Origin of the sequence: Dyadobacter sp. SG02, assembly GCF_900109045.1 — a bacterium.
Lineage (GTDB): Bacteria > Bacteroidota > Bacteroidia > Cytophagales > Spirosomataceae > Dyadobacter.
In genome coordinates, this window is the sequence record NZ_FNYL01000015.1 from 84,788 (window position 1) to 109,596 (window position 24,809).

General features: G+C 52.1%; 18 protein-coding genes. 4 read left to right on the top strand and 14 right to left on the bottom strand.

What is annotated here, in order from left to right:
* Positions 1-4: 4 nt before the first annotated feature.
* The 3 genes from BMW93_RS28505 to BMW93_RS28515 are packed head-to-tail and all read right to left on the bottom strand — an operon-like array spanning position 5 to position 6,032.
* On the bottom strand, positions 5-1,450 hold the full coding sequence (locus BMW93_RS28505) for a glycoside hydrolase family 140 protein (protein ID WP_229240915.1): 1,446 nt from the start codon (positions 1,448-1,450) through the stop codon (positions 5-7).
* Positions 1,451-1,461: 11 nt separating this feature from the next.
* Positions 1,462-2,874 carry a RagB/SusD family nutrient uptake outer membrane protein gene (locus BMW93_RS28510; RefSeq protein ID WP_090384561.1) on the bottom strand — a complete coding sequence of 471 codons (1,413 nt, stop codon included), beginning with the start codon at positions 2,872-2,874 and terminating at the stop codon, positions 1,462-1,464.
* 11 nt (positions 2,875-2,885) lie between these two features.
* Positions 2,886-6,032 carry a TonB-dependent receptor gene (locus BMW93_RS28515; RefSeq protein ID WP_229240917.1) on the bottom strand — a complete coding sequence of 1,049 codons (3,147 nt, stop codon included), beginning with the start codon at positions 6,030-6,032 and terminating at the stop codon, positions 2,886-2,888.
* Positions 6,033-6,279: 247 nt separating this feature from the next.
* Between BMW93_RS28515 and BMW93_RS28520 the strand changes: the two genes are divergently transcribed.
* From BMW93_RS28520 to BMW93_RS28535, 4 genes are all read left to right on the top strand, one after another.
* Positions 6,280-7,542, top strand: coding sequence for a ribulose-bisphosphate carboxylase large subunit family protein (locus tag BMW93_RS28520; RefSeq protein WP_090384566.1), 1,263 nt, complete (start codon positions 6,280-6,282; stop codon positions 7,540-7,542).
* Complete coding sequence (locus BMW93_RS28525) at positions 7,539-8,912, top strand: four-carbon acid sugar kinase family protein (protein WP_090384568.1); 1,374 nt, start codon at positions 7,539-7,541, stop codon at positions 8,910-8,912. The genes BMW93_RS28520 and BMW93_RS28525 overlap by 4 nt, the downstream gene beginning before the upstream one ends.
* Positions 8,913-8,993: 81 nt before the next feature.
* On the top strand, positions 8,994-9,227 hold the full coding sequence (locus BMW93_RS28530) for a DUF433 domain-containing protein (RefSeq protein WP_090384571.1): 234 nt from the start codon (positions 8,994-8,996) through the stop codon (positions 9,225-9,227).
* Positions 9,224-9,559 carry a DUF5615 family PIN-like protein gene (locus tag BMW93_RS28535; protein ID WP_177194231.1) on the top strand — a complete coding sequence of 112 codons (336 nt, stop codon included), beginning with the start codon at positions 9,224-9,226 and terminating at the stop codon, positions 9,557-9,559. The genes BMW93_RS28530 and BMW93_RS28535 overlap by 4 nt, the downstream gene beginning before the upstream one ends.
* On the opposite strand, the gene BMW93_RS28540 is transcribed toward BMW93_RS28535, so the two are convergent.
* The 11 genes from BMW93_RS28540 to BMW93_RS28590 form a co-directional block, all read right to left on the bottom strand.
* Positions 9,535-10,839: a bile acid:sodium symporter family protein gene (locus tag BMW93_RS28540; RefSeq protein ID WP_090384574.1), complete on the bottom strand. Its 1,305-nt coding sequence runs from the start codon at positions 10,837-10,839 to the stop codon at positions 9,535-9,537. The genes BMW93_RS28535 and BMW93_RS28540 overlap by 25 nt on opposite strands.
* Before the next feature lie 2 nt (positions 10,840-10,841).
* A complete protein-coding gene (locus tag BMW93_RS28545; RefSeq protein WP_090384576.1) occupies positions 10,842-11,510 on the bottom strand; it encodes an aspartate/glutamate racemase family protein in 669 nt (222 codons plus the stop codon).
* Positions 11,511-11,700: 190 nt separating this feature from the next.
* On the bottom strand, positions 11,701-13,299 hold the full coding sequence (locus BMW93_RS28550) for a DUF5060 domain-containing protein (protein WP_090384578.1): 1,599 nt from the start codon (positions 13,297-13,299) through the stop codon (positions 11,701-11,703).
* 2 nt (positions 13,300-13,301) lie between these two features.
* On the bottom strand, positions 13,302-14,813 hold the full coding sequence (locus BMW93_RS28555) for a glycerol kinase GlpK (RefSeq protein WP_090384581.1): 1,512 nt from the start codon (positions 14,811-14,813) through the stop codon (positions 13,302-13,304).
* 94 nt (positions 14,814-14,907) lie between these two features.
* A complete protein-coding gene (locus BMW93_RS35745; RefSeq protein ID WP_090384584.1) occupies positions 14,908-15,249 on the bottom strand; it encodes a hypothetical protein in 342 nt (113 codons plus the stop codon).
* Positions 15,250-15,266: 17 nt separating this feature from the next.
* On the bottom strand, positions 15,267-15,503 hold the full coding sequence (locus BMW93_RS28565; RefSeq protein WP_090384586.1) for a DUF456 domain-containing protein: 237 nt from the start codon (positions 15,501-15,503) through the stop codon (positions 15,267-15,269).
* A 123-nt stretch (positions 15,504-15,626) separates the two neighbouring features.
* Positions 15,627-17,963: a DUF5703 domain-containing protein gene (locus BMW93_RS28570; protein ID WP_090384588.1), complete on the bottom strand. Its 2,337-nt coding sequence runs from the start codon at positions 17,961-17,963 to the stop codon at positions 15,627-15,629.
* A 42-nt stretch (positions 17,964-18,005) separates the two neighbouring features.
* Positions 18,006-18,941: a sugar phosphate isomerase/epimerase gene (locus BMW93_RS28575; protein ID WP_090384591.1), complete on the bottom strand. Its 936-nt coding sequence runs from the start codon at positions 18,939-18,941 to the stop codon at positions 18,006-18,008.
* A 10-nt stretch (positions 18,942-18,951) separates the two neighbouring features.
* Positions 18,952-20,040 (bottom strand): sialidase family protein, encoded by a 1,089-nt coding sequence (locus tag BMW93_RS28580; RefSeq protein WP_090384594.1) that lies wholly within the window; start codon positions 20,038-20,040, stop codon positions 18,952-18,954.
* A gap of 50 nt (positions 20,041-20,090) precedes the next feature.
* Entirely contained in the window at positions 20,091-21,641 is a 1,551-nt protein-coding gene (locus BMW93_RS28585; RefSeq protein WP_090384596.1) for an MGH1-like glycoside hydrolase domain-containing protein, read from the bottom strand.
* A complete protein-coding gene (locus tag BMW93_RS28590; RefSeq protein WP_229240921.1) occupies positions 21,638-24,802 on the bottom strand; it encodes a DUF6298 domain-containing protein in 3,165 nt (1,054 codons plus the stop codon). Before BMW93_RS28590 ends, BMW93_RS28585 begins: the two co-directional genes overlap by 4 nt.
* Positions 24,803-24,809 lie beyond the last annotated feature (7 nt).

Genomic DNA, 24,809 nt, shown 5'->3' on the forward strand with positions numbered 1-24,809 from the left:
AATCCTATTTTTCCAACACCAAAACCCAATCATTCCCGTTTCTAACCTCCCCGGGCGGGTTAAATGTTTTGATACCCTTGTTTTCAATTTTTCCCAAAACTTTGGTTTGCCCTGTACGCGGGTCGTACCAGCTCGCATTCACTTTCGCGCCGCCGATTTTACCCATATTGACCTTCATATCACGACCATTCCAGGTGTAAATCAATGCATAATCCTTTCCCCGTGTTGCCAGCAGGCGATCGTATCGCTCGCCGTTTTCGGCAATGAGCGACTGGTCCGGCACACGTTCAAAGTAAGGTTTTGAGAGCATTAATTTTTTCAAATGGACCATCTGACCGGCTCCGGGATCGTTGATCGCTTCTTCCCAGGAGGGTAGTTTGGCTGATCCTGCGGAAGAGACTGCATTTTGGTTGCCCGCACTCGCCTGCGCTGCATTCGTATTGGAATTTGCCAAACCTCCTGCATGCCGCATTTGCATTACCCCATTGTTTCCGTACGTGAACCCGCAGGCGCCCGCAAACACCGACCAGTAGGCATACCGGCGCACATCATCCGCCGTCCATACCGGCAGCGTTTTATCGTGCAGGCCATGCCAGATGTTTTCGTACGAGGGCTCACCGTCGAGCACAGGTTTCACCGGTTGCCGGGCGTAATCAGTCTCCACGTACCGCCAGTTGTCCTCGCCATACCGCAAATCCTTTGCCTCGTTATCCTGCGCATAAGTGCGGTGACCCGATTGGAACATATTGAAATCCAGCCACTCGCGATCGTGAAACCATTTCGAAGACTGCATTCGCCCGAACGGGTGAAAAGTAATGAGATGGTTCGGATCTTCGGCACGCAATGTACTGCCTATCGCCTCCCATACATCCGGGACGACATCCCCCTGAATATCACCGCCATTGATCCAGACAATATTGGGCCGGTTACGGTAGCGACGCGCGAGGAACTGCGCGTAAGCCTTTGCCTGCGCGGCACTGGTTTTCCCGTTCTTCACCGCATTGCCCCAAATAGGTACCATACCAATCATAATGCCCTTTTCCGCCGCCTTCCCTACGATATAATCGACGTGATCCCAGTAATCATATTGTCCGGCATCCTCAAAAGCATTACCCTCGGTCACTTTGGGCGATCCTAAATCGCGGTTGGTCAATGCCGAGTCTCCATACGCATTCACCGTTCGCAATGCCTGTACTACCATCACCTGCACCACATTGAACCCTTTTTGCTGGCGATCGGTGAGGTAGCGGTCGGCGCCCTCGCGGGTGAGGCGGTTGAAAAGCAACCAGCCGGTATCGGCCAGCCAGAAGAACGGTTTGCCATTCTGATCGGTGAAAAATCGCTTGTTTTCCGAGATTTTCAGCGTCTGGCTATAAACAGGCTTTGTGCCGGCGAGAAGTCCGGCACAAAGGAGCATTAGCAATCTAGAATTCAGGAGTTTAAAGTCCATAAGTTTAAAGGTCAATACCCTGCATTCTGCGTGATCCTGGTATTCTGGTCCCTCACGAAATTCGGGATCGGGAAAACCAGTTTGTTTGGGCTTACCGGCTTACCCTTTGCCGTCAGCACGTCTATTACCCGGTTGGTGCGTTTCAAATCGAACCAGCGATGGAATTCGAATGCGAGCTCCACGCGGCGCTCGTGCTCTACGGCCAATGCCACGGTATTGTATTTCGCGGGGTAACCGGCCTCTCCGTACAATGGCAACCCGGCCCGCTTGCGTACCTGGTTGAGGTAGGTGGCGTCACCGGTCGCTTCCGACAGCAGCAGTAACAGATCGGCATAGCGCAATACCATGAAATTATTGTTGGCGGCAATGTTCTGGTTGATCAGCGGCGCGGTTTTGTCCTGCCATTTTTTGGGAAATTTCGCTTTGGTAAAATTGCCTTTCGCATCGGTAAAGCCCGTGTCGATCGAAGCCTCGCGACGGCCGTCGCCTTTCTCGTATTCATTCCAGATATCCTCCACTACCTGGTTCATACCTGCGCCGTAGAAGCCCAATGCATTGGAATTGGGGAAAAATTCGAGGTAATAGTTGCTGTAAGGAGCCGTCGCCGAGCCACCCAGGTACTGAATTTCAAAGATCGACTCCTTGGTATTCTTTGTCTTGGGGTCCCAAAGCGAAGCATAGGCCGGCAGTAGTTCGTATTGCTTGCTATCGTACACTTCTTTCAGCTCCTTCACCCCGTTTGCCTTATCGCCGGTGGCCAGGTAAACCTTACCGAGCAGTGTTTGCGCCGCGCCTTTGGTAGCCCTTCCCGAAATGGTCGATGTTGCGGGAAGTTTGGATTTCGCTTCGGCGAGGTCTTTCGTAATCTGCGCATAGATTTCCGTCGACGGTGTGCGCAGGATGTCGTACGCTTCGGCGGCGCTCACCGGGCGGGTCACCAGCGGCACATCTCCCCAGAGCTGGACCATGTTGAAGTAGTACAACGAGCGCAGGAAAAGCATTTCGCCTTGCGTCTGGGCTTTATAAGTGGCGTCGAGGTCCGCATTCTGAATTTTGTCTAGAATGATGTTCAGGTTGTAAATGGAGCGGTAGAAATCCTGCCAGAACTGGTACACCATCGTGTTCGCAGGCGCGAGCGTGTAGTCGCGAAACTGCCATTTATCTGCCTGGTTACCGGAAATATTGAAGATCGTGACATTGTCGGACATCAGCTCACCGGCGTAGGAAACCGGGCCCTGCGGGTGGTAAACCGTGTAAAGCGTATTGTAGGCCGCATTGGTGGCAATATCGAAATCCGATTTCGTCTTGTAAAAATTCTCCGCGCTCGGGTTCGATACCGGCGCCAGTTCGAGGAATGAGTCCTTGCAGCTCCATTGCGTAGTGATCAATGCTGCGAGGGCTATGGATTTAATATATCTTTTCATCGTTCGTCTTTTTAGAAATCAGCCTTAATCCCAACAGTAATCACTCTCGGCAAAGGATAAGAGCCATAATCAACCCCCTGGAATGCTCCCGGCACAGGCGCATTGCCGCTGCTGTACGAGCTGGAAGTTTCCATGCTCGATGAATAGGAAGTAGTTCCATAGGTGGTATTCTCCGGGTCATAGCCAATGTATTTGCTCCACAAATGCACATTCTCCGCATTCACATACACCCGCGCGCCACTCACTTTCAGCTTCGAAACCCATTTCGCAGGCAGCGCGTACGATACGCGCACGTTCCGCAGCCGCACGAACGAAGCATCCTCCACCCAGTAGGAAGAAAACTGCTTCTGCAACCCGAGGTAATTCACCGACGGCTTGAAATGTTTGCCATCGCCAGGATTGCTCTCCGAGCGCCAGTAGTTGTACATATCGGCGAAGAAATTGCGGCCGTTATCCCAGGTACCGAGGTAGCGCACATTGTTGTTGGCGATCTCGCCGCCGAAGGAGCCCTGGAACAGGAACGACAGCTCGAAGCCCTTGTAGCCCACCGTGTTGGTAATACCGGCAATGAAATTCGGCTGGTAATTGCCCAGGGTCGTCCGGTCGGCATCGCTGATCTTGCCGTCGCCATTCACGTCGCGCACTTTCGGATCACCCGGCGTGGTGCTCGCGTGGTGCGGATAGGCATCGACTTCCGCCTGGTTTTTAAAAACCCCGTCGAAAATGTAGCCATAGAAGTTTGAAACCGGCTGTCCGACCTCGGTGCGCACGGTCACGACGTTGTCGACATACTGGATCGGCGCATTGCCCGGACCAAGTTGCAGTACTTTATTTTTGTTTCTCGAAATGTTAAAATCCGTTGTCCAGGTAAATGCACCCGTCAGGTTTTTGCTGGAAATATTCAATTCCACCCCGCTGTTGCGCATTTTACCGATATTGGTCAGCTGGGTCGAAAAACCGGTAATGTCGGGCACCGGCACGAAAAGCAGCATGTCGCGGGTAACCGAGTTGTAATACTCCGCCGACAGGTTAATGCGGTTATTAAAAAGGCCCAGATCCACACCGACGTTGAACTGATTGGTCTTTTCCCATTTCAGGTTCGGGTTCGCCAGGCTGTTCACTTTCAACCCATTGGCCAAATTCGCCCCATTCACATACTGCGCCGCGGCCAGCAGACTGACCGCTCCGTAGTTAGGGATCTGGTTGTTACCCGTCACCCCGTAGCTCGCACGGAGTTTCAGGTTGTTTACCGCCGTCACACCCGACATAAATGCCTCATCCGAAAGCAACCAACCCGCTGATACAGAAGGAAAATACCCCCATTTGTTGTTCTCGCCAAACCGTGACATGCCGTCACGACGCAGCGCGCCCGTCAGGAAATAGCGGTTTTTGAAATTGTACTGAACCCGCGCCAGATACGAAAGCAGCGACCATTCGCTGGCGGTCGTGTTACCGGCTGTCACCGTTCCTGCATTGAGCGTGTGCACGAGGTCGTTCGGGAAATTGTTGGCCGCCACATACATCGTTTCGTCGCGCTGCTTCTGGCTCGTATAGCCCAGCAGACCGGTAAATGCATGTTCGCCGAACTTCTTATCGTAAGTCAATGTATTCTCACTCAGCCAGTTCAGCATATAAGCATCGCCAGCATTACCCTGCGCGGCCAGCACGGCCGAATAGCCGTATTTCTGTTTATCATTCCAATAAAAATTGCTGCGGGTGTTGTAAAGGTTACCGCTCAGACTGGTACGAAACCGCAACCCGTCAATTACTTCATATTCCAGGTAACCGGTAGCCAGCGTATTGAACGACTTCCGGCCCTTATCCACCTCGCGTGTGAGCGAGTACGGGTGCCAGAGGTTCATATCGGCGTAGGAAGTAAACCGGAACCAGGTCGAATTCGGGTCACGGAAACCGAGGTTGCCGTTTTCATTGTAAACCGGGAAGATCGGATCGCTTTGGAGACCAAGGCTGATCACGTCGCTTTTGCCCTGCGTTCCATCGGTACGGTCGAAAATGGAGGTGATACCGATGTTCAAACCCGCACTGAGCCGTTTGGAAATCTGTGTTTTAAGGTTCGAGCGTAATGCAAGACGCTTATAATAGTTAGCGTCCAAAACCGCCGTCTGATCAAGGTATGCACCCGAAAACATGTATTGCGTCTTTTCGGTGCCTCCGGTCACGGTTACCTGCGCATTGAACGACGGCGCGGTACGGAACATCACATCCTGCCAGTCGGTACCCTTTCCGAATTGCTGCGGATTGGTGGTAAAATCCTCGGGAATGCGCAAAGTAGCCGGACGGGCGCTGTTAGGATCGCTCGCATTACCGCCTTGCGCGGTCCACGCATTGTTTTTAGCATCGATATAAGTTTCGATATACTGCTGCGCATCCATCATTTTCACCCGGCGCGTCACTTTTTGCGAACCATATTCGACGTTCGCGCTGACATTCACCTTACCCGGCTTGCCGGTTTTGGTGGTCACGATAACGACCCCACTCGACCCGCGCGAACCGTAAATGGCCGCCGAAGATGCGTCTTTCAGCACTTCGATGGATTCAATGTCCTGCGGGTTGATCAGGTTCAGGTTAAAATTTTCCAGCGGCACCCCGTCCACGACGATCAGCGGGTTGGTACCTGCGGTAATCGAACTGATCCCGCGGATCTTGATCACCGGCGACGCGCCCGGCGCGCCCTGGGATTGAGAGATATTTACCCCCGGCAACGTTCCGGCCAGCGACTGGCTAACGTTGCTGAATGAACGGTCCTTGAATTTATCGTAGTTGACGGAAATCACCGCACCGGTCACCGCCCGCTTGCTTTGCGTTCCGTAGCCGACCACTACCACCTCTTCCAGCGATTTGTTTTCAGGCACAAGCCTTACACCGATGTCGGCGCGCGCACCAACGGTTTCTTCGACAGACTTGTAACCCACAAAACTGAATACCAGCACCGTAGCCTGATCAGGCACGTCGATCTGGAACGCTCCGTCCGAGTTGGTGGTCGTTCCACGCTGCGTGCCCTTGATGACGACACTCACACCCGGGAGCGGGTCGGCATCGCTTACACCCGTTACCCTGCCCGTTACGGACAGCGTCTGCGCATGAACCGCCGGGAGTACCAGCAGACATACCAGCATGATGCGTAAGAGTTGTTTCATAAACATTTCAAACGATTAGGGAAGTAGTGATTTTCTTTTTATTTCTTTTTTATTCTAATTTTTACGAAAAGTATGAAGTATTTCAGTTTAAAAAAATATTTGAAAACTTTTTCTATCTTATTTTTATAAAAAATTGTTAAAAAACAGTTTTTGTCATTTTAAGGTGCGTAGATGGTAGTCCATAGAGACTTTAAATCGAATCAAAAAAGACTATATTCGTAAGCATAAAATAGATTACCTGGAAATAATGGAAAGAATAACGGCGCGATACTACATTGAAACCCCTTATGTAGTAGAAAAAACGGCAGCTGTGCTGGCTGGGGAGCAGTCTTCGGGAACATTCGTGGCTGTACCGGGCGAAACGGAAGAACTGAAAAATCGCTTCGCAGCCCGCGTGGAGCTCATCGAACACCTTGAATCCGTCTCAGAGTCGGCAATTCCCGGCGCGACTTCGCCCGATGGGCTATACCGCCGCGCATACGTGGAAGTGTCGTGGTCGATAGAAAACTTCGGTCACAACCTCCCTACCCTCGTTTCTACCTTGCAGGGGAATTTGTACGAGATTACTCAGTTTACGGGACTAAAACTGATGGACATCCGCTTCCCGGAGTCTTATGCGAAAAATTACCGCGGCCCGCAGTTCGGCATCGAGGGCTGCCGGTCGCTCACCGGCGTCGCCCCGGGCAAGCCGCTGATCGGCACGATCATCAAACCCAGCGTGGGCCTTACGCCTGCGCAAACCGCTAAAATCGTTGAAACACTCGCGCATGCCGGTATCGACTTTATCAAAGATGATGAGTTAATGGCCTCGACCGCCAACTCCCGCTTCGAAGATCGCGTGAGCGCCGTCATGCGGGTCATCAACCGCCACGCCGACCGGACAGGCAAAAAAGTGATGTATGCATTCAATATCAGCGATGAAATGGAGCCGATGCTCCGTAAATATGAACACATCGTCAAAGCCGGAGGCACCTGCGCGATGATCAGCCTCAACAGCGTCGGGCTGGCGGGCGCCAAGCGCATCTGCGACCTGGGCGAGCTGGCGATCCACGGCCACCGCAACGGCTGGGGCATGTTGAACCGCCACCCGTTGCTGGGAATCGAATTTCCGGCATACCAGAAGCTCTGGCGGCTTGCGGGCGTGGATCAACTGCATGTGAATGGCATTCAAAACAAGTTCTGGGAATCGGACGACTCGGTTGTGCGCTCCATTACCTCTTGCCTCGATCGCACACTGATGGATAAACCGGTTCTGCCGGTGGTATCTTCCGGGCAATGGGGCGGGCAAGCTTTCGAGACTTACCTGCGCACGAGAACCACAGACCTTCTTTACATGGCCGGCGGCGGCATTATGGCACACCCGGGCGGACCGGCGGCCGGCGTGACGGCTTTGCAGCAAGCCTGGAAAGGGGCAGTGAACGGCCTGACGCTCGAAGAAGCCGCACGGCAATATCCGGAGTTCGGCCAGTCGGTAGAAAAGTTCGGGAAACTGCAATTTGATCGCGCATGACCCCTAACGACCTCCTGCTCGCATTCTACGGCGACGATTTCACCGGCTCCACCGACGCCATGGAAATCCTCGAACGCGCCGGTATCCGTACCGCGCTCTTCATAGAACCACCAACTTCGGAAGAACTTAGCCGCTTCCCGTACATACGCGCGTTCGGGATCGCCGGCATGACGCGCGCGATGACGCCCCGGCAAATGGAGGACACCCTTCGGCCCGCATTTGAAATACTCAAACACGCAGGCGCACGGCATATTCATTATAAAGTGTGCTCCACGTTCGATTCGTCACCCGATATTGGCAGCATTGGCAAAGCCATAGACATTGGCGCAGAGGTATTTGAGCCGAAGTTCATATCCCTGGTCGTAGCTGCACCGTCACTGGGCCGCTATTGCACATTCGGAAACCTTTTTGCCCGAATGGGTATCGGCAGTAACGGCCACATTCACCGCCTCGATCGCCATCCAAGCATGAGTAACCATCCGACGACACCCGCCGACGAGAGCGATTTGCGGCTGCATTTGAGCAAACAAACCACAAAATCCTGCGGCCTGATCGATATTTTGCAGATCGAAATGCCGCCAGAAGAAACGTCCGCATTACTTGAAAAAATCATTGAGGAAAAACAAATCGTGCTTTTCGACGGACTCTATGCCCACCAGATGTCCCGCATCGGCGCACTCATCGATCGTTACGGAAACCACGGATCCCCCCACTTCTCAGTAGGCTCGTCCGGCGTCGAAATGGCCCTGACCGGCTTCTGGAATGCGAAAGGGATCACCCAAAATCGTACGCAATGGCCCCAACCCGGCGAGTCCTCGCCGTTGCTAGTGGTCTCGGGGAGCTGCTCACCCGTCACCGCCCGACAGATCGACTATGCATTAGCGCACGGTTTCGAAGAAATCGCCCTCGACACGCCCGCCATTGCCGCCGGAACACATGATCCGGCCTATGTGAATGAAATCGGGAAGGCTGTCCGGTTTATCGAAAGCGGCAAAAATGTAATCATACACACCGCGAGGAGCACACAGGACCCGCGTTTCATCCGCTCCAATAATATTCTCAAAAACAACGGATTAACTCCCATTCAAATTCAAACACACACGTCCACGCTTTACGGGCAAGCCCTGGGCGCCGTCGCCCGCAATATACTGGAAAACGCTCCGGTCAAGCGGCTGATCATCGCCGGCGGCGACACCTCCGGCGTGGTAGCCCGCACGCTGGGCATCAAGGCCGTAGAAATGATCGCCCCTTTATCTCCCGGCGCTCCACTCTGCCGCACTTTCGCGCCGGACTCGCCTGCTAACGGATTGGAGGTTAACTTCAAGGGCGGGCAAGTTGGCGGGGAGGATTATTTTACAGCCTTTTGCTAATCCATAGATAATGGTTGATAAAACAGCACCTCAAACCTCACATTAAAATTGTATCTTCATAAAAACCAAATTTCAAAAATCATGGAGCATTGGCAGGAACGGATCAGCATTAACCCTGAAATACGGTTCGGAAAGCCTTGTGTTAAAGGCACGAGAATAGCCGTGCGCGATATTCTGGGCTGGCTGGCAAATAACATGACCGTTGAGCAAATCATAGAAGATTTCCCTCCGCTTACACGGGAGGATATTCTGGCCGCCATTGATTTTGCCGCAAACGGGGAAGAGAACTCTAAAATTCTAATCACAGAAACATGAAACTTCTTTTTGACGAAAATATATCTTACAGAATCGTCAAAAAGTTAAAATCCTCGTTCCCTGACAGCATTCACGTCAGTCATACCCCTCTCCAATACGCGTCTCGTGATCGCTACATTTGGGAATACGCCAAGAACAAAGGCTACATCATAGTAACTTTCGATGAAGACTTCAAGGACCTGGCTGACCTACTCTCATTCCCACCCAAAGTCATACTTTTGAAAACAGGGAACTGTTCAACCAATGCTGTGGCCCGGTTGCTACTAAACACCCTAACAGAGATTACGACCTTTAACAATTCCGGAGTTTACGGATTAATGGAAATTTCCTGAATCTCTTCCACGCGCTCCGCTTCTCTCCTACGCCAATAATTGGCCAAAATCGACCCGGAAATATTCATCCACGGACTGAAAACAGCCGCTGCCAACCCTACGGTCCCCAATTTTCCCATTGCACCTGCTAATCCGGAAGCCATTCCGCCATTCTGCAAGCCCACTTCAAATGCCATCGTCCGTGCCGAAGCTTTGTCCAGGCCCAGTAAACGACTTAACCAATATCCGAAAAAATATCCTGCCGAATTGTGCAAGACAGAGACGAAAAAGAGCAGAAAACCAACTTGTAAAAGATTGTCGCGACCAGCTGCCGTGGTAACAGTCGTGAAATAGATAATGCCGAACATGGAAACGTAAGGCATATAACGGTCGAGGTTTTCGAAGGATAATGTGATCAAATGATAGGCCAACCCGACCAGAACGGCCCCTCCGAAAAATGACAGTACTTCGAGGGATTGCAAAGTCGGCGCCGACACTGCTTCCGCGAGCCAGGACCACAGGCCTAAAATCAATGCACCGAGCCAGATCAGCGACACTGACGCTATACTATAAACGTTTCTTCGTCCGCCGGGCGATGCTGTTTTCAGGAAATCATGAATCAGCGCAGCTCCGATAGGCACAATGACGATTTTGATGATTTCCATCATCATATCCAGGAAACGGATTTGAATGAGCGTTCCCGCCAGGATTTTCATGAGGAAAGGCGTCAGAAAGGGGGCAGCGAGTGTCGTCATAGCCGTGACGGCCACAGAAAGTACAAGGTTCGCACGGGCAATATAAACCATCACATTGGAAGCCAATCCACTCGAACAGGAGCCCAAAAGAATGATCCCGGCAGCGATTTCAGGGTCGAAATGGAAGATTTTGGTTAATGCGAAACCGGTAAGTGGCATGATCGTGAAATGGCTGCATAACCCGATCAGAACGCCTTTTCCCGAGGTAGCGAGCTCCGAAAAATCGCGCAGGCTCATTTGAATCCCCATTCCGAACATTACAAATTGTACTACAATGAGAATGAGCCATTTATTCCGTAAATCAAAATCTCCCACATGCAGGAAAGACTGCGGGTAAATCATACCGGCTACAACAGCGGCCACAATCCAGACCGTGTACTGATAGCCCTGTAACCGCGGAATAGCGCCAATGCCGATGGCCCAGGCAATTGCCGTACCCAGCGAGGCGGCTTTGAACAGCCCCTCTGCCTGTGTAATCCAGGCGAAGGCCAGCATTGCTACACCCAATACGACTAGCGCAAGACATATCTTCCTGAATACCAACATAATTATACCCGATTAATAACCGAAGCCAGATAACGAACGGCTTCTGGCGGACTTGCTATGATCGGAACCGTCTTCTCCGCTTCCGAAAGCGTATCGACCACCCGCGCCATCGACGCCTGAGCGAGCAGGATCACATCTACCTGCGCAGACAGCTCCCGCAACGCCTGCGCGACCATCTGGTCATGCAAGCCCGGATTTCCACTCATCAGCGCGTCGAAAGCGCCTTCGCAAAGCTTGCTGGTCAGCTCAATTTCCTTACCGGCAACCTGTGCGCGGCGTTTTACAAGGTCGGCGGTCGGTTCCAGCGTTGTAGGTAAAGTTGCTACCACGCCGATTCTCGTGCCTTTTGAAACGGCCAGATCGGCCATCGGCTGATCGACGCGGAGCACAGGCACGGATGAAAGCGCAGCAGCAGTTTCCACCGCCCGGCCAATGGACGAGCAGGTTACGAGAATTTGGTCAGCACCGGCAGCTTCGGCCGAGGCCACGTAATCGACCACCCGGCGCGCGGTTCCCGGCACCAGTTTGCCTTTTGCGATCACGTCTTTGATCAGGCTGTCGTCGACGATATTAAAAACATTTACGCCCGGCAGGTATTCGCTGCACAGCTGCTGAAAGATCGGCACAAGTGTAGCCGACGTGTGAATCAGCCCTAATGTCACTGGTTTCATGAATACGTTTTTCGGAAAAGTATAATTGCCAGGTTGTGGCGGATGGGACGAATTATCTTTCGATTATATTCTAATTGTTTCGAAATTTAATTAAATGTTCTGGTTTTGCAAAGCCAAAAGTAAAAAAAGACCGGACATGATCCGGTCTTTTTAATCCTTTACTATCTATGTTAACCAATCAAAGTTTTTATCATTCCCGGTACTCTTTAATCCGAAGCGCCAGATAGGGTGTCATGGGCAAGCGGATCGCTGTTCTTTTCTTGTCGTAAATGCGGTAGTCGGTGGTTTCGGCAATTTCGAAGATCTCGGGACGCTCATCGACCGTCATATTCCAGGTGTCGATGACCTCTACCTTGAACTTCCGCCCCGCCTTCGGCCCGCCCTTACGCGGTAAGCTGAATTCCCATTCCGGTTGCATATTTTTACCCAAGTATACCAGATAATAGCTGCTGTCGGCACGTGCGGTATGGTGGTCTTTCCACGGGTCCGACAATTCCAGCGGCCCCGGTGCTTCTTCCAATATCTTCCTTAAAAAGCCGATCCGGGCCGGGCTACTTCCGATCAGGCGACCACCTTTGGCCCAAAAAATAGTATCGCCCGCATTCTTGTAGGTTTCCCCGTGCGTCACATACGTACCCGCGATCACGCCCTGCCAGAATGCCTCCGTCATTTCCTCACCGCTCAAATGCCCCCAGCGCTGCAGCAAATCCCCCTCATAGCACACCTCATCATACACCATCGGCTTAAAAAACACATCCCTCAAAAGCGTCGCGCGACCAAAATCCTCCACGGTGGATCCGTTCTGAATGCTCACGTGGGTAAACTCCGGCTTCCAGTTGTCATAATAAACGCTTCCGTTATGAATCGAACAAAGATGGCCGTACGGGTCCGCGTTCACCACCGCTTTGGTATAAATGTCCCAATCGGCGCGTGGCTTGGTTTTGACATAATCGAATTCATTCGCCATCGACCACCACACGTTCCGGAAAGAAGCCAGACGTGCCGTCAGGTACCGGATATATTTCAGATCGTTCTCTCTACCAAGACTGTCGAATCCCCAATGACCCTTATCGTACGGGTGAAAAATGATCAAATCGGCCTCGATACCCAGTTTTTTCAGATCGTCGATCCGCTTTTCAAGGTGTTGAAAAAACGCCGGCTCAAACCGCGAGAGGTCCCATTGAAATTTCGGTTTACCCTTCGCATCTCTCGTTTCCGACTTCTTTACATAAGGATAGTACGGCGGCTCATTCTCGACATGCGCGTAAAATTTAGGAAAAACACACATCCTCACCTTGTTGAAAGGTGCATTCGCGAGTGTTTTCAAGGTGACTTCCTCCAAACCCCCGGGCTGGTGCGTCCACGCGTACAAAGTTGTCCCGAAAGGATAATAGCGCTTGCCATCCGCATATTTAAAATGATATGTATCAGCCACTTGCACCGGTCCGTGATTATCCTTACCCGGTTCTACACAACTGAACGTTCCGGTTTTACCATTCAAAGATTTAAGGTTGCTGATCGTCTTGTACTTCCATTCACCCGTTTTTTGAGGCATGAAACGAACTTTGTACTGCCCATTACCATCATAAAACCCGTCTGCCTTCAACCTTTCGGCACCGTTTGAAAACTCGGCGGATAGACTGACGTCCGCAAACGGATTGCCGGTTTGCGGGCCGGTCAGCGTAATTTCAAACCGCTCCCAGCGCTCCACGGGGCGCTCCACACCGTCCTGTCCAAATGCGGAAAGAGAACACCAAAAAAGAGCTATAACTAAACCATTAAACTTCATAATCAATGTGTTATATAAACCTGCGGTGTCGTACCTACGGCATCTTGCCAACCCCGGTAAGCTGTCCTCACTGCTTCGTTGGCAGCATTGGGCAAGATCGATGAATGGCCCGCACTTAATTTTTGTAAATAGTCGATATCGGGATAAACACCTGAATACAATCCTGATAAGTACGCCGCACCCAAAGCTGAAACTTCCGGAAATCCGAGATTAACGACCGGCTTTTCAAGCAAATCGGCCAGCAGTTGTACGACGAAAGAATTGGAAGTTAACCCTCCATCCACCTTCAATTCCTCCAACGCAATGCCCGTATCCGATTCCATAGCCACGATCACGTCTTTGATCTGAAAAGGAATGGATTCCAGCGCCGCGCGAACAATATGATTTTTGTTGGTATTGAATGTGAGACCTGTAATGGATGCTTTTCGGTTCATATCCCAGTGCGGAGCACCCAGCCCGCTGAATGCCGGAACAAGGTAAACGCCGCCGCTATCGTTGACCGAACGAGCCATAGATTCCGTTTCCCGAACCTCATTGAACAGTCCGAGGTGTGTTTTGAGCCATTCGATCGTTGCTCCGCAGGTCACGATCACGCCTTCCAGCGCATACTCTACCCTGTCGCCCGCGCTCCAACCGATTGTGGTAACCATGCCTTTATGCGAAGCCTTCGGTTCAGGGCCGATGTTCATCAGGATCGACGAGCCTGTACCCAATGTGGCTTTCGCAATACCAGGACTGAAACATCCTTCGCCGAACGCAGCCGCATGTGAGTCGCCGATCATCGCTGTAACCGGTATGGTAGAGGGCAGCAACCCACCAAAATCCGTCGCACCAAAATGCGAAGAAGACGACTGAATACCAGGCAAATGCAACCCATCCAACCCAAAAGACCGTATTAGTTCCTCGTCCCAGGTCAATGTTTCAAGGTTAAAAAACAGCGTCCGCGATGCATTGGTGTGGTCGGTGAGGTAGGCCGCCCCGCCAGTCAGTTGATGCAAAAGCCAGGTATCTACCGTTCCAAAAAATGCATTGCCCTGCGCAATCGCCTGTTTGACGCGTTCATTGTAAAGGTTCAGCCAAATTACCTTTGAGCCGGAAAAGTAAGGATCGGCCAGCAGACCGGTCTTTTGCCGGATTGTTTCTTCCAATCCCGTATTGCGCAATTGCTCGCAGACCGCCATCGACCGCTTGCATTGCCAGACTACCGCATGGTGCAACGGCTTTCCCTCATTATCCCAAAGCACAAACGTCTCCCGCTGATTGGAAATACCGCACGAACGGATATCCTCTATACGTCCATCCTTCGAGGTAAGGTCGGCTAGGCATTTGGCGACCGACGCGAGTACATTCTCAAAAATTTCCCGGGGATCTTGTTCTACCAGGCCACCTTCCAGATACATCGTACGCAACGGCTCGCTGCCGCGTGCCACCACCGCTCCTTTCTCGTTAAAAATGACGGTTTTAGTACTGCTCGTACCCTGATCGATCGCCAGAACAAATGGGCCATTCAACATTCGCGAAGCATTATTTTGAATATGTTAAACCATTTTCTGTTTACTAAAACAAAGAAAAGAAAAACAATCGAAAACAAAGCTAAAAAATATTGATTTATTTATGTGGTATATTGCCTTCGGTACAATTTACAGGCTTACTGAGCTGCTTGAACTTCGCTGCAATGTTTTTAAATGAGACTATCAGCATCATCAAACCTCCCAACGCAAAGAATATTATGTCAAGCCGCGTCTCGATCGGGCAGTTCGACGTATCAAAGGACATGTAAATGATTTTAAGGGATGAACAGATCGCCAAAAAGTCCGCAAAGATGATCACGACGTCTTTTTCCTGTATGTTCTGAAATCCGCAGCGGACAGTCGCAACAATCGTGTAGGCTACACAGCCCAATAGACTTACAGCCAACGAAATGGCATAAGGATTTGAATACTTTTCCATACAATCATTCGTGGATGTTAATGACTGCAGTCTGCGGCACGTTGTATTTTAGGCTTGCTGGCCGCCTTTGCGCCATCACAAGGCTTGATGATATGATTTTCTTTTTTATCGTACCAAAATCCAAGCGTTGCGCCAGCAGCAAATCCGACGACTGCTCCTGCGGGACCGAAGAAGAAGCCTGCCAATAATCCTAGTGCAACACCAAACGAAGTTGGGTTACCCAATTCGTTCCTATTTTCTGTATTCGTATTCATATCAGTGCGTGATTTATAGTTTAACAAAGAACTAACCTAACAAAACTAGCACTATGTCAAAGCAATGTCAAGCATCTATCCGGTTTTATCCGTTTGTAAACGTTTGCAAACGACTACAAATAACTAATCATCACATTTTGAGCTAATTACATCATTTCTCCTATACTCGGGCGTTACTTTAAGCTTCACGATTTTCCCCTCTTTCCACTCCCCTTCCACCACCGTGTTCTTTGGTGCGTGGAGCTTGAATTGCACGTCCCAATCATCGGGCCACGCAGGCAACAGATAGATCGAATCACCGTGCGTTTGCATGAGCATTTCCTGCAAGCCAATCATCCCGGAGCCGCCCCAGTTGTGATCGGGTACCCAATCGTGGCCCGGGCCCCAGAATGCCGGGAAACGGCGACCGGAGTCCTGTAATTTTTTAATGGTCAATGCGGCTGCTTCTTCGGTAAGGCCTAAACGGGCGCAGAAGATCCCGTCCTGGTGCCAGCTTGTGTGGTTGCGGTTTTTGATAGCTTCCGTATCGTATTTCCAGGTATTGATCGCCGTTTCGAGGTCGGGCTTACCGATGCCGTAAATGCCGTAAGGGTATACCGGGTACAATTGCGGGATTTCGGTGTTTTGGATGCGTTCCCACGCCTGTGCGGGCGCGATCGTGCGATGCCCCTGCATTTCGCGGAAGCTCAGCGGCGGAACCCGTTCCAGAATTTCATTCCAACGCTTGCGCTGCGCCTCGTCACCGTATTCCGAAGGCAATGCAAGCATTCTTTCAAGCACGGTTTTCAAACCCGCGACGGTCGTGGCGGAGTTGTACGCCATTTTGTAGGTTTCGGCGGCGCTTCCAGGGAAAAGTACGAGATCGCCATTCTGATCCAGCTTAGCCGCGCCCCGCCGGGCTGCCAGGTATTGATAATGCTCATCGAAAAACACGACACAGCTCTCGATCAACGGGAGGTAACTTCTAATGTCCGCACCGGTGAAATGCTGCTGGTCGAGGATCATCAGGCAAAATTCCAGCGAGGTATCCCACAGGTATTCCAGCCATTTGTTATATTCCAAACCGGGGTCGTAGCCGGCCGGTCGCTTCGAACTGTATTCGGCAAAGTTGGGCAGGCCGAAGTTCTCGATCTGCTCGGTAAACGAAGCGCCTTTGTGGCCCCAGTAATGCTGCGTACGGGTTTCCGCATTGCTTAAAATGCGTTGGTAAAACTCGAATTGCGGCTTCATCATGTCAAAATCCCCGCTTTTCAGCATCGGCCAATATACCAGCCGCTGGTTTTGCGCAGTGAAAATACCGCCGCCCCAGTTGCGGTGATCGGCGTTGAAATGATAGGAAGTATCTACAAAAACCGGGTCGTAAGTGAACAGCCCACCGTTGAATTTAGTAGGATAGGTACCGAATGCATTGCAACCGAGCATGTAGCGGAAGAGCTGGAAGTTGCGGCCAACCTGCCAAACGGGCGATGCGCCATCTTTTTTACCGACATTCAATGCAATATAACTACGTTGCCAGTACTGTTTCCACCATTCCAACGATTTTACCGACGCCGTCTTCTCGTCCAGTTTCGCTTTGGCGACCGTTTCCAAAAGTCCTTTTTTCCAGACAGCAATATCACTTTGCTGATCGGTATGCAGGTAAATGCTCAGCTGAACGCTGCGCGTGGGAGATTTGGTTTTCAACCCAAACCCCTTGAACGCCGCATCCACGTACCGACCGCTTGCAATCGCGGGATTCGCAATCATATTCCGGCCACTCATCCATCCCCCGTAAGTGAGGTTTTTCAGCGGGTTCCAGAGTTTTGATTTCACGGCGTCCAGCTTTTGCTGACTCACCATCACATCGAAAATCGTAGAATCGCGGTTCTGATGGTAAAATAGCACGCCATTGTTCTCGTGTCGGACGGTATCCGGCAAAACAGTCACTACCGGCGCCGCCCATTTGTAAGAACTGGCGCTTTTGGCATTGCCTTTCATTTCCGTGACATCAGTCCGCCAGCTTTCGTACCATGCCTGCGCGGAAACCGGTTGGTTACCCTCGATATCGACATGCACCACTGGCTTAAAAACATCCACCCAAACCTTTACAGTGGCATTCAGCTTCCCTTTTTTACCTGAAATTTCCACGTATCCCTCATTCAGCTTCAACTCTTGCCGAAAACTATCGCCCGCATCGAACGGGTTCGGTGAAAGCGCCATCCGCACGCGCCCGAGCTTGGGAAAGACATTATTTTCGTCAAAAATGCCGCTACGGGAGATGTAGAAGAGCAAATCGCCCTTCTCGACCCACACATTCAGCCCAATGTCGCCACCGCCGCAAGGCATCGATTCGCCTGAGTTTTTGCTCTGGCTCGTCCATGTCAAATTGTATTGGTCCGGTGAGAAATCCTGTGAAAAAGCATGGTATTGGCTTAGCAACAGAAACAAAACAAAGACAAACCGGCAAGAACGAGGAGACATGAGTAGATATGTAAAGGCCGAAATGGCCCGATAAAATGTAGATCAGGATTGAAAAACGGTTTTCATAAAAGCGGTATTCGCGCCGAAATTACCCCTCACATCACGCGGCTTGCTCGCATCGCGCGAGCGCTCGATCACGAGCCAGCCTTTCCAGCCCATTTTGTCGAGCGTGGCTTTGACCTTTTTCATATCAAGCCGCGTGTTGTTTTGGAGCCAGACGCCGTCCTCGTCGGTACAATGGATCTGACAAATGCGGTTTTTACCCAAAATGCGCAGTTCCTCGCAAAGATCGCGGCCTTCTTTGAGCGGGTTCGAGAAGTTGAAATAGATTTGAATGCTTTTAGAACCGATTTCTTTCAGCAATGCTACTTCGCCTTTCGCGTCTAGAGCCGTTTCAATACCGATTACCACACCCGCCTTTTCAGCCATTTCGGCCACCTTTTTAAGCCTTTCTACGATTGCAGGACGTAATTCCGGATTTTTGACCAGATCGCCCTGGATACCCAACGGCAGGAAGGCTGTTTTAATCCCCATTTGCTTCATAGTCTCGATACAATCGCCCACCGTCCTTTCGGCGCCGTCGCGCTTCGCGAACGATTGCGCGTAAAAACCGGTCATCGCGAGCGAGCAGATTTCCAGGTCCAGTTCTTTGGCTTTGTCGATATATTGCTGGCGCACAGCCGGGTCGGCGAGTTTATTGTCGAAAGTTGGCCGGTCGCCCAGGCCGCCCATATCCACTTCAAGGCCGTCGGCTCCAATCTCGTCTGCAAGCGGCAATGCGCTCAATTTCTGTCTTTTTAGGATCATCAAATCGATTACGGCGATCTTGTATCGCGCCTTTTTCGACATGCGGGGCATATCCATGCCGGGCATATCCATGCGGGACATATCCATGCCGGACATCTCCGCAGCCCACGACGCGAATGGCAACGCCGCCATCCCGGCAACGCAACTATTCAGAAAACTTCTTCTTTTCATGAGTTCAAAATCAAATTGGCCACTGTTCTTCCACGATCGCCTTGCCTTTCAACTTCGACGGGTCGATTTTCACGTGCTTGATCCGCTGGCGGCGCCAGGTATACACGATGTGCACCATCCCATCAGCAGTCTGGATAACAGAAGGATACGAATACTGACTAATCGGTGAATCCTCCAAAACGAGTACCGCCTCCCAGTTTTTACCATCCTTCGAAACAGCCACGTTCAGCGGCGTACGCGGTCCTTTTGGCTGACCTACCGGCGGTTTTACGTGATTATAAACCAGCAACTGCCGGCCATCCTTCAACGTCACAGCATCGGTCCCCGAGTTGTTGTTGGGCAAAGTGGAAGGTGCCACTTCCGACCACGTCTTACCCCCGTCTTTCGACCATGATTCGACGATCGAGCGGCTCTGGCTGCGGCAAAGGATCTGCATATCGCCATTGGCATACGTCAGCAGGCTCGGCTGAACGGCTTTGATCGTCTTTCCATCGTTCAGCGGGCCTACTTTCCGCCATGTCTTCCCAAAATCGGGCGTCACCTCGAAATGCAACCGCCAGCCCAGCTCGCCTTCGGTGCTAGACGGGCACCAGAGCTCACCGTTCGCCAGCAATACGGGTTTGTTTTTCACGGGTCCCAAAAAGCCTTCCTGCAATTCCGTGGGCTTCGACCAGGTTTTACCATGGTCTTTCGAAGTAATCAGGAAACCCTTCCAGCCTGCGACGTTCGGCCCTACCTTGTAAAAAAGCATCAAATCCCCTTTCGGTACCTGGTATAAAACGGGGTTCCAGCAGGCGTAGCGCAGCTTGTCGTTCACAATGCCGTTCGCTACTTCAAAGGGTGCGGTCCATTTGTCGTTTTCGAGGCGACTTATCCAAATGCCGACATCCGGGTTACGTTCCTTTGTACCGCCAAACCACGCGGCCACCAGTCCGGCGGGCGTTTCGGCGATGGTCGAGGCATGGCTCTCGGGGAACGGGGCGGTTTCAAAAATGAATTCGTCGACGGTAATGCCGTCCTTGAAGCTTTGTGCGCTTGCGGGCCACGCGAGTAGTGCCGCGGAGCCGCATAGCAGCCATTTTAGTAATGCTCTTCTCATGGGTTGGGTTCTTTGCATTGAAATGTTGGTTAATGCTGCCATGCAGGGGTTTATGGGTTAATTAAAATCCTTGAAATCGTATCGGCCGAGCCCACTCTTTTGCCATTCACAAATACCTGCAAGCCTTTGCCTTTTTTATAATGGCTGCCGTCGCGGTCCCAGAGAATGGTGAGGCGCTTGCCGTGGTAATGCACGTCGTCGAGACAAAACCAGTCCCATTTATCGTCCGGCAGGAGCGGGTTAACTTCGATCACCTCGTCAGCACGCGGGCGCAGACCCACGAGGCCGGTGATGATCAGGTCGTTGAATGTCGAATGATTATAGTAGCGGCTCCGTTCCTGGTCGCCCTTGAGCCAGTAGCCGGTCTTTTCGTCCAAATACTCCCCGACATACGGCTTGCCGCGGTAATACTGCGATTCCACATACTTTTCCAGCAATCCAAAATAGGTCGTATCCGCCACCACTTCCGGCTTGGGCGCATTCAGGCGGTTGGCCAGGCCGGTCAACGTCTGCGCGGTCGCGAATGGCCACACAGCGCCGTCCCACTCGCATTGGCAGCAGCCGTGCGTGCGGAACCCGGGATGCCTCCGCTCGGCGGTAGTGAGGCCGAATGGCGCATTAAAACCTTTTGGGTCAAACACTTGCTTCCAGGCCGCATCGTACTTCTCGTCGGGCAAATTGAAATACCACGGCACAAACCCGATCGCTTCCTTCACTCCGGCAAAAGGGCCTTTACCACGTTTCTTTACTGTTTCAAAAAAGGCACTATCCGCATTCCATAACTTACTATCGATCAATCGCTTCAAAGTATCCGCCTTGCTTTCGTAAAGTCCGGCCATGGCCTGGTCGCCCTTCAATGCGGCAATGGCCGAAAGCGCTTTGGCATTGCCGTACATATAACTGTTGATCGTCGGGCGTGCATTCTGCTCGCGGCGACCACCGCTAAGCGACTCTTCCATGCCGTCCTTCACATCGGTCTGCCAGAAAAGCCCGCTTTCGGTTCGACGGTCTTTTTCCCAGGCTTTGTATTCCGAATCCAGGTCGGGCAGCATATCGAGCAGAAAAGCCTTGTCCTGGGTCACTTTGTAGCGGTTGTAGAGCGCGTCAGCTGTCCAGCTGCTGAAATTCAACAGTTTTTTCATACGCGCACCGTCGTTCCCCCGGAACCACACGTGCACATTGTCGTTCAGATAGCGCTGATCGTGCAGCCAACGGCCTTCGTAAATGTGATGGCCGAGGGCGCAACTGATCATATTGTATTTATCTGCATAATTCCTGTCGACGAGAAATTCGGTGATTACAAAGCCCTGCGGCGTGTTGTGAATGTGCTTCCGGTAAGTCCACCAGCGGTAGTAATAAATCTCCCGAAAATTATCCTGCGGACAATCGAACAACGGCACATTAGCCTTCATCCACTCCCACGACTGCGCATTCGGAATCGCATTCACCTTGTTTTCATCCTCCATGCGGTTGAAATACACCACATGGTGCCGGTAATCCTCCGCTTTCAAAACGGAAGGTCCCGCCGCTTTTCGCGCACAGCCTGTCAGCCCCGCGAGGCCGACACATATCAAGCCAAAACCAATTTTTAAATTCCTCATCCCTTTTTCGAAAACCAATAGATAACCGGGCCTGCCTCTTTGGAAGACAGTGAAACCATTTTTCCTCCTTTAATTTTTTCAGATTTACCTAAAACTGCACCCGTTCGTGCATCGATACGCTGTAATTGATAATTACCATTGAACTGCGTCAGATCCGCTTGCACTTCCCCGTTCGCCTCCTGATAAATGATCAAGCCCTCTCTTGTTTGGGCTAAAATATAACGCCCTTTCATCTCCACAGGCTGCATTGCGGAGGCCGCTTCGAGAAACGGCTTCGGCAAAGGCGGTACCGCACTCACCGAACCACCGGCCAGCAACACCGCCCAGGCATTTTGCTCGGCACCGTTGGCATTGTAAAGCACAGCCTTTTCAGGGAATTTCTTTTTGTATTCCAAAACGGCACTGTACACCGAATTAAACGACACTTTACCAACTTTCTGAATACGTGCATGCTGTCGCGGGGCGAGGTTTTTGCCTCCTTCCGGCGCATAATCGCTGCCATTTTCGCGGCGATGCCAGTAGCGTATATCGATAATATCAACCAACGCGGCATATTTAGGATCGGCCAGGATCGCGTCCTGCACGTCTTTGGTAGTACTCAATGCGACCAGCACGTTCTTACCCTTCTCCCGCTCCCATTCACCGATCACATCCAGCCAGAACTGCACAAATTGCAGCGGCCCGGTATACTCCGCACTAATAAACTGAATGACACCACTTTGACCGACGAAATTATGGAGACATTGACGAATATAGGCCCGGTGTAATGCCTTCCGCTCCGCATTGCCGATGTCGTAAAATTGATCGGCGACGAAAATCCGCTTGTCGCCCGCGTAAGGCGGCGGCTCGGGGAAGCCCGTGTGGTTGATATTGTTGGCAGTCCGCCACGGGAAATCCGCGTAATGCGCGCCGGCTTCGAGGATATTGTGCTGGAAATAGTTTTGGTGGTACAACAAAAGCCCTTTCTGATCGGCCAACGTCACGAACTCGCGCAGGCGGTTCCAGTACCATTCATTATAATGCTGCAAATCGTATTTGCTGAGGTCGTCCCAGGCGGCATCTTTGCCGCTTCGGGCAAACGGTTGCTCGTAAAACGGCGGCCAGGTTTCGCCGTCGATCCGACGGATGCGCTCATGATCGTCGCGGCGGCGGTCGTACCAAAGACCGTAATTATGATCCACGACGGTGATGTGCCGCGCTTGCAGCGAGTCGGTCATTTCCGGAAGATCGTCGGTAAAGCCCCTGCCGACACGCCCGGGCACGTAGCGGGTAATGTGCGGCTTTGCCGCGCTCACGTCGTGCGGACGGATGCTCCCGCGCCACCAGGGTACTTCGTGCCGCGCACCGGTAACGAGTTCGTTCCCGCGCACCAGTCGCCCATTGCGGATAGTTAATGCCGGGGGTGTGTTAGTGTTTTGGGTTGGGTTAAAATTGATTTCATCGATGGATTTGACTGCACCGCGGGCTGCGGGAACGGTCCCTGTAATTGGATTACGCTGCACAGCCTGATCGATCCAGTCGGTCAATAAAACGGCGGGCTGATGCGAACCCGTGACCAATGCGGCGGCCTGTTCGAGGCTGGGGCTGCTGGATGCTTCCGTTTCTTTGGGCGCCAGAAACGCTTTGGCCAGAACCTGCTTGCCTAACCGGTCGGCCAATTGCGCGAAATAGAGGCTGCGCGGCTGGATATGCTCATTGACATTCTCCCAAAAGCCATCACCCGCAAAGGCAGCCCACGCCCCGAACGCAAAGTTCTGCGTCCCCGGTGGGGCGAAATTCTCGATCCGCGACGCCGAGCATTGCCAGAACACCGAATTAGCGGCCGTCCACCCGGCCCCCTGACCGTCCTGGCCCCGGTTTTTAAAACTCAATGCATTCCCATCGACATTCACTATATCAAACAATACGCCGGAAGCCCAGCTGTCGATGGCCCCGCTGAAACCGTTCGGTAAGTGTGATTCGCATTGCACAAATGCATTCGGGCCGGGCGCGACGTAGCCCGTCGCAAAATCGTGTAACCCGTTTTCGGAATAGCAACGCAAAAAGAGCGTCTGCCCGCCCTGCGTAAAAAACGTATTCCGCCGCTGCCCGGCGATCTCCGACACCGGTTCCAGCGACTTACAATCCTCCACGGTGACTTTGGAAGCCGATTCATAAACCGCCACCGCCGAGCCTGCCAAATGGCGAAAAGTAACCTGCCTTACCCAGGCATTTTCGATGTTTTCGAAAGTGACGCCCATCCAGCGGTGGTTTTCGTCTTTCAGGTTTTGGCTGTCAAATGTCGATTCAATACGGATGTTTTCAATTCCAACATGATTAATGCGGCCCGCCCATTGATAAGGCACCACAAACCCGCCCCCGAACTTCCCGTCCAACGCGGTAGTAACCGGCGCGTCGATCGTAATGCTGCTCCCCGAAACGGCCGTCACAGTCCGGTCCCAGGTAATGTCGCGCTGCCCCGGTTTCCAGCCAAGCCAACCGGTTTCACCGCCAAATTCCTCCATTTTCAGGCTTCTGATCCATTCACCCGTAGAAGGCCGCACAATACGGATCCGGTCGCCGATTTTCAGTGAACCGGCATTTTCAACTTCAAAACGCATTGCATTCACCGGCACATAAGGATCGGTAATGCGCAGTTTAGGTTTTAATACAACATTCTCTTCCCCCAAAACCCGGATTACCGTCTCCCGCGTACGCCCATCGCCCAACAGTACCGTACCACCATCCCCCATTCCCATCCCACGAACAACGACACCTGACTTCCTCATGACGATACCTGACAAAACGGAATGCGTACCCGCACCAAGCAACACTGCGCCCCGTAAACCGTTCGCATCCAAAGGCAGCCCACCCACATAGTCGATCGCCGCCTGAATGCGTGCCGTAGCATCGCCTTCGCGGGCCGCCACGGTTACGCGTATGGGCGCGTCCGGGATCGCCTGCTCGCCGGCCATGTAGCCCGCGTACGAGAAATCGACAATGCGATTGCCGGGCGAATCGGGCGCATAGGCCAGCCGCCCGTCCTCGGCCAATGCCACGGGTGACGGTTTTTTAGGCTTCTTCTGGCCAAAAGCAATGGGTACCAAAAGAAAATACAATCCTGTCAGCGACAGGATCGTATCGAATTTCATCACCTTAACCAAGTATCTCAGTCTGTCCAAAGCAATA

Bases quoted from the DNA above. Each gene is read 5' to 3' on its own strand.
- BMW93_RS28540 (WP_090384574.1), bottom strand. From the start codon at position 10,839: ATGTTGGTATTCAGGAAGATATGTCTTGCGCTAGTCGTATTGGGTGTA.
- BMW93_RS28555 (WP_090384581.1), bottom strand. From the start codon at position 14,813: ATGTTGAATGGCCCATTTGTTCTGGCGATCGATCAGGGTACGAGCAGT.
- BMW93_RS28575 (WP_090384591.1), bottom strand. From the start codon at position 18,941: ATGAAAAGAAGAAGTTTTCTGAATAGTTGCGTTGCCGGGATGGCGGCG.
- BMW93_RS28570 (WP_090384588.1), bottom strand. From the start codon at position 17,963: ATGTCTCCTCGTTCTTGCCGGTTTGTCTTTGTTTTGTTTCTGTTGCTA.
- BMW93_RS28535 (WP_177194231.1), top strand. From the start codon at position 9,224: ATGAAACTTCTTTTTGACGAAAATATATCTTACAGAATCGTCAAAAAG.
- BMW93_RS28520 (WP_090384566.1), top strand. From the start codon at position 6,280: ATGGAAAGAATAACGGCGCGATACTACATTGAAACCCCTTATGTAGTA.
- BMW93_RS28525 (WP_090384568.1), top strand. From the start codon at position 7,539: ATGACCCCTAACGACCTCCTGCTCGCATTCTACGGCGACGATTTCACC.
- BMW93_RS28515 (WP_229240917.1), bottom strand. From the start codon at position 6,032: ATGAAACAACTCTTACGCATCATGCTGGTATGTCTGCTGGTACTCCCG.
- BMW93_RS28565 (WP_090384586.1), bottom strand. From the start codon at position 15,503: ATGAATACGAATACAGAAAATAGGAACGAATTGGGTAACCCAACTTCG.
- BMW93_RS28580 (WP_090384594.1), bottom strand. From the start codon at position 20,040: ATGAGAAGAGCATTACTAAAATGGCTGCTATGCGGCTCCGCGGCACTA.
- BMW93_RS28530 (WP_090384571.1), top strand. From the start codon at position 8,994: ATGGAGCATTGGCAGGAACGGATCAGCATTAACCCTGAAATACGGTTC.
- BMW93_RS28545 (WP_090384576.1), bottom strand. From the start codon at position 11,510: ATGAAACCAGTGACATTAGGGCTGATTCACACGTCGGCTACACTTGTG.
- BMW93_RS28550 (WP_090384578.1), bottom strand. From the start codon at position 13,299: ATGAAGTTTAATGGTTTAGTTATAGCTCTTTTTTGGTGTTCTCTTTCC.
- BMW93_RS28505 (WP_229240915.1), bottom strand. From the start codon at position 1,450: ATGGACTTTAAACTCCTGAATTCTAGATTGCTAATGCTCCTTTGTGCC.
- BMW93_RS35745 (WP_090384584.1), bottom strand. From the start codon at position 15,249: ATGGAAAAGTATTCAAATCCTTATGCCATTTCGTTGGCTGTAAGTCTA.
- BMW93_RS28510 (WP_090384561.1), bottom strand. From the start codon at position 2,874: ATGAAAAGATATATTAAATCCATAGCCCTCGCAGCATTGATCACTACG.
- BMW93_RS28585 (WP_090384596.1), bottom strand. From the start codon at position 21,641: ATGAGGAATTTAAAAATTGGTTTTGGCTTGATATGTGTCGGCCTCGCG.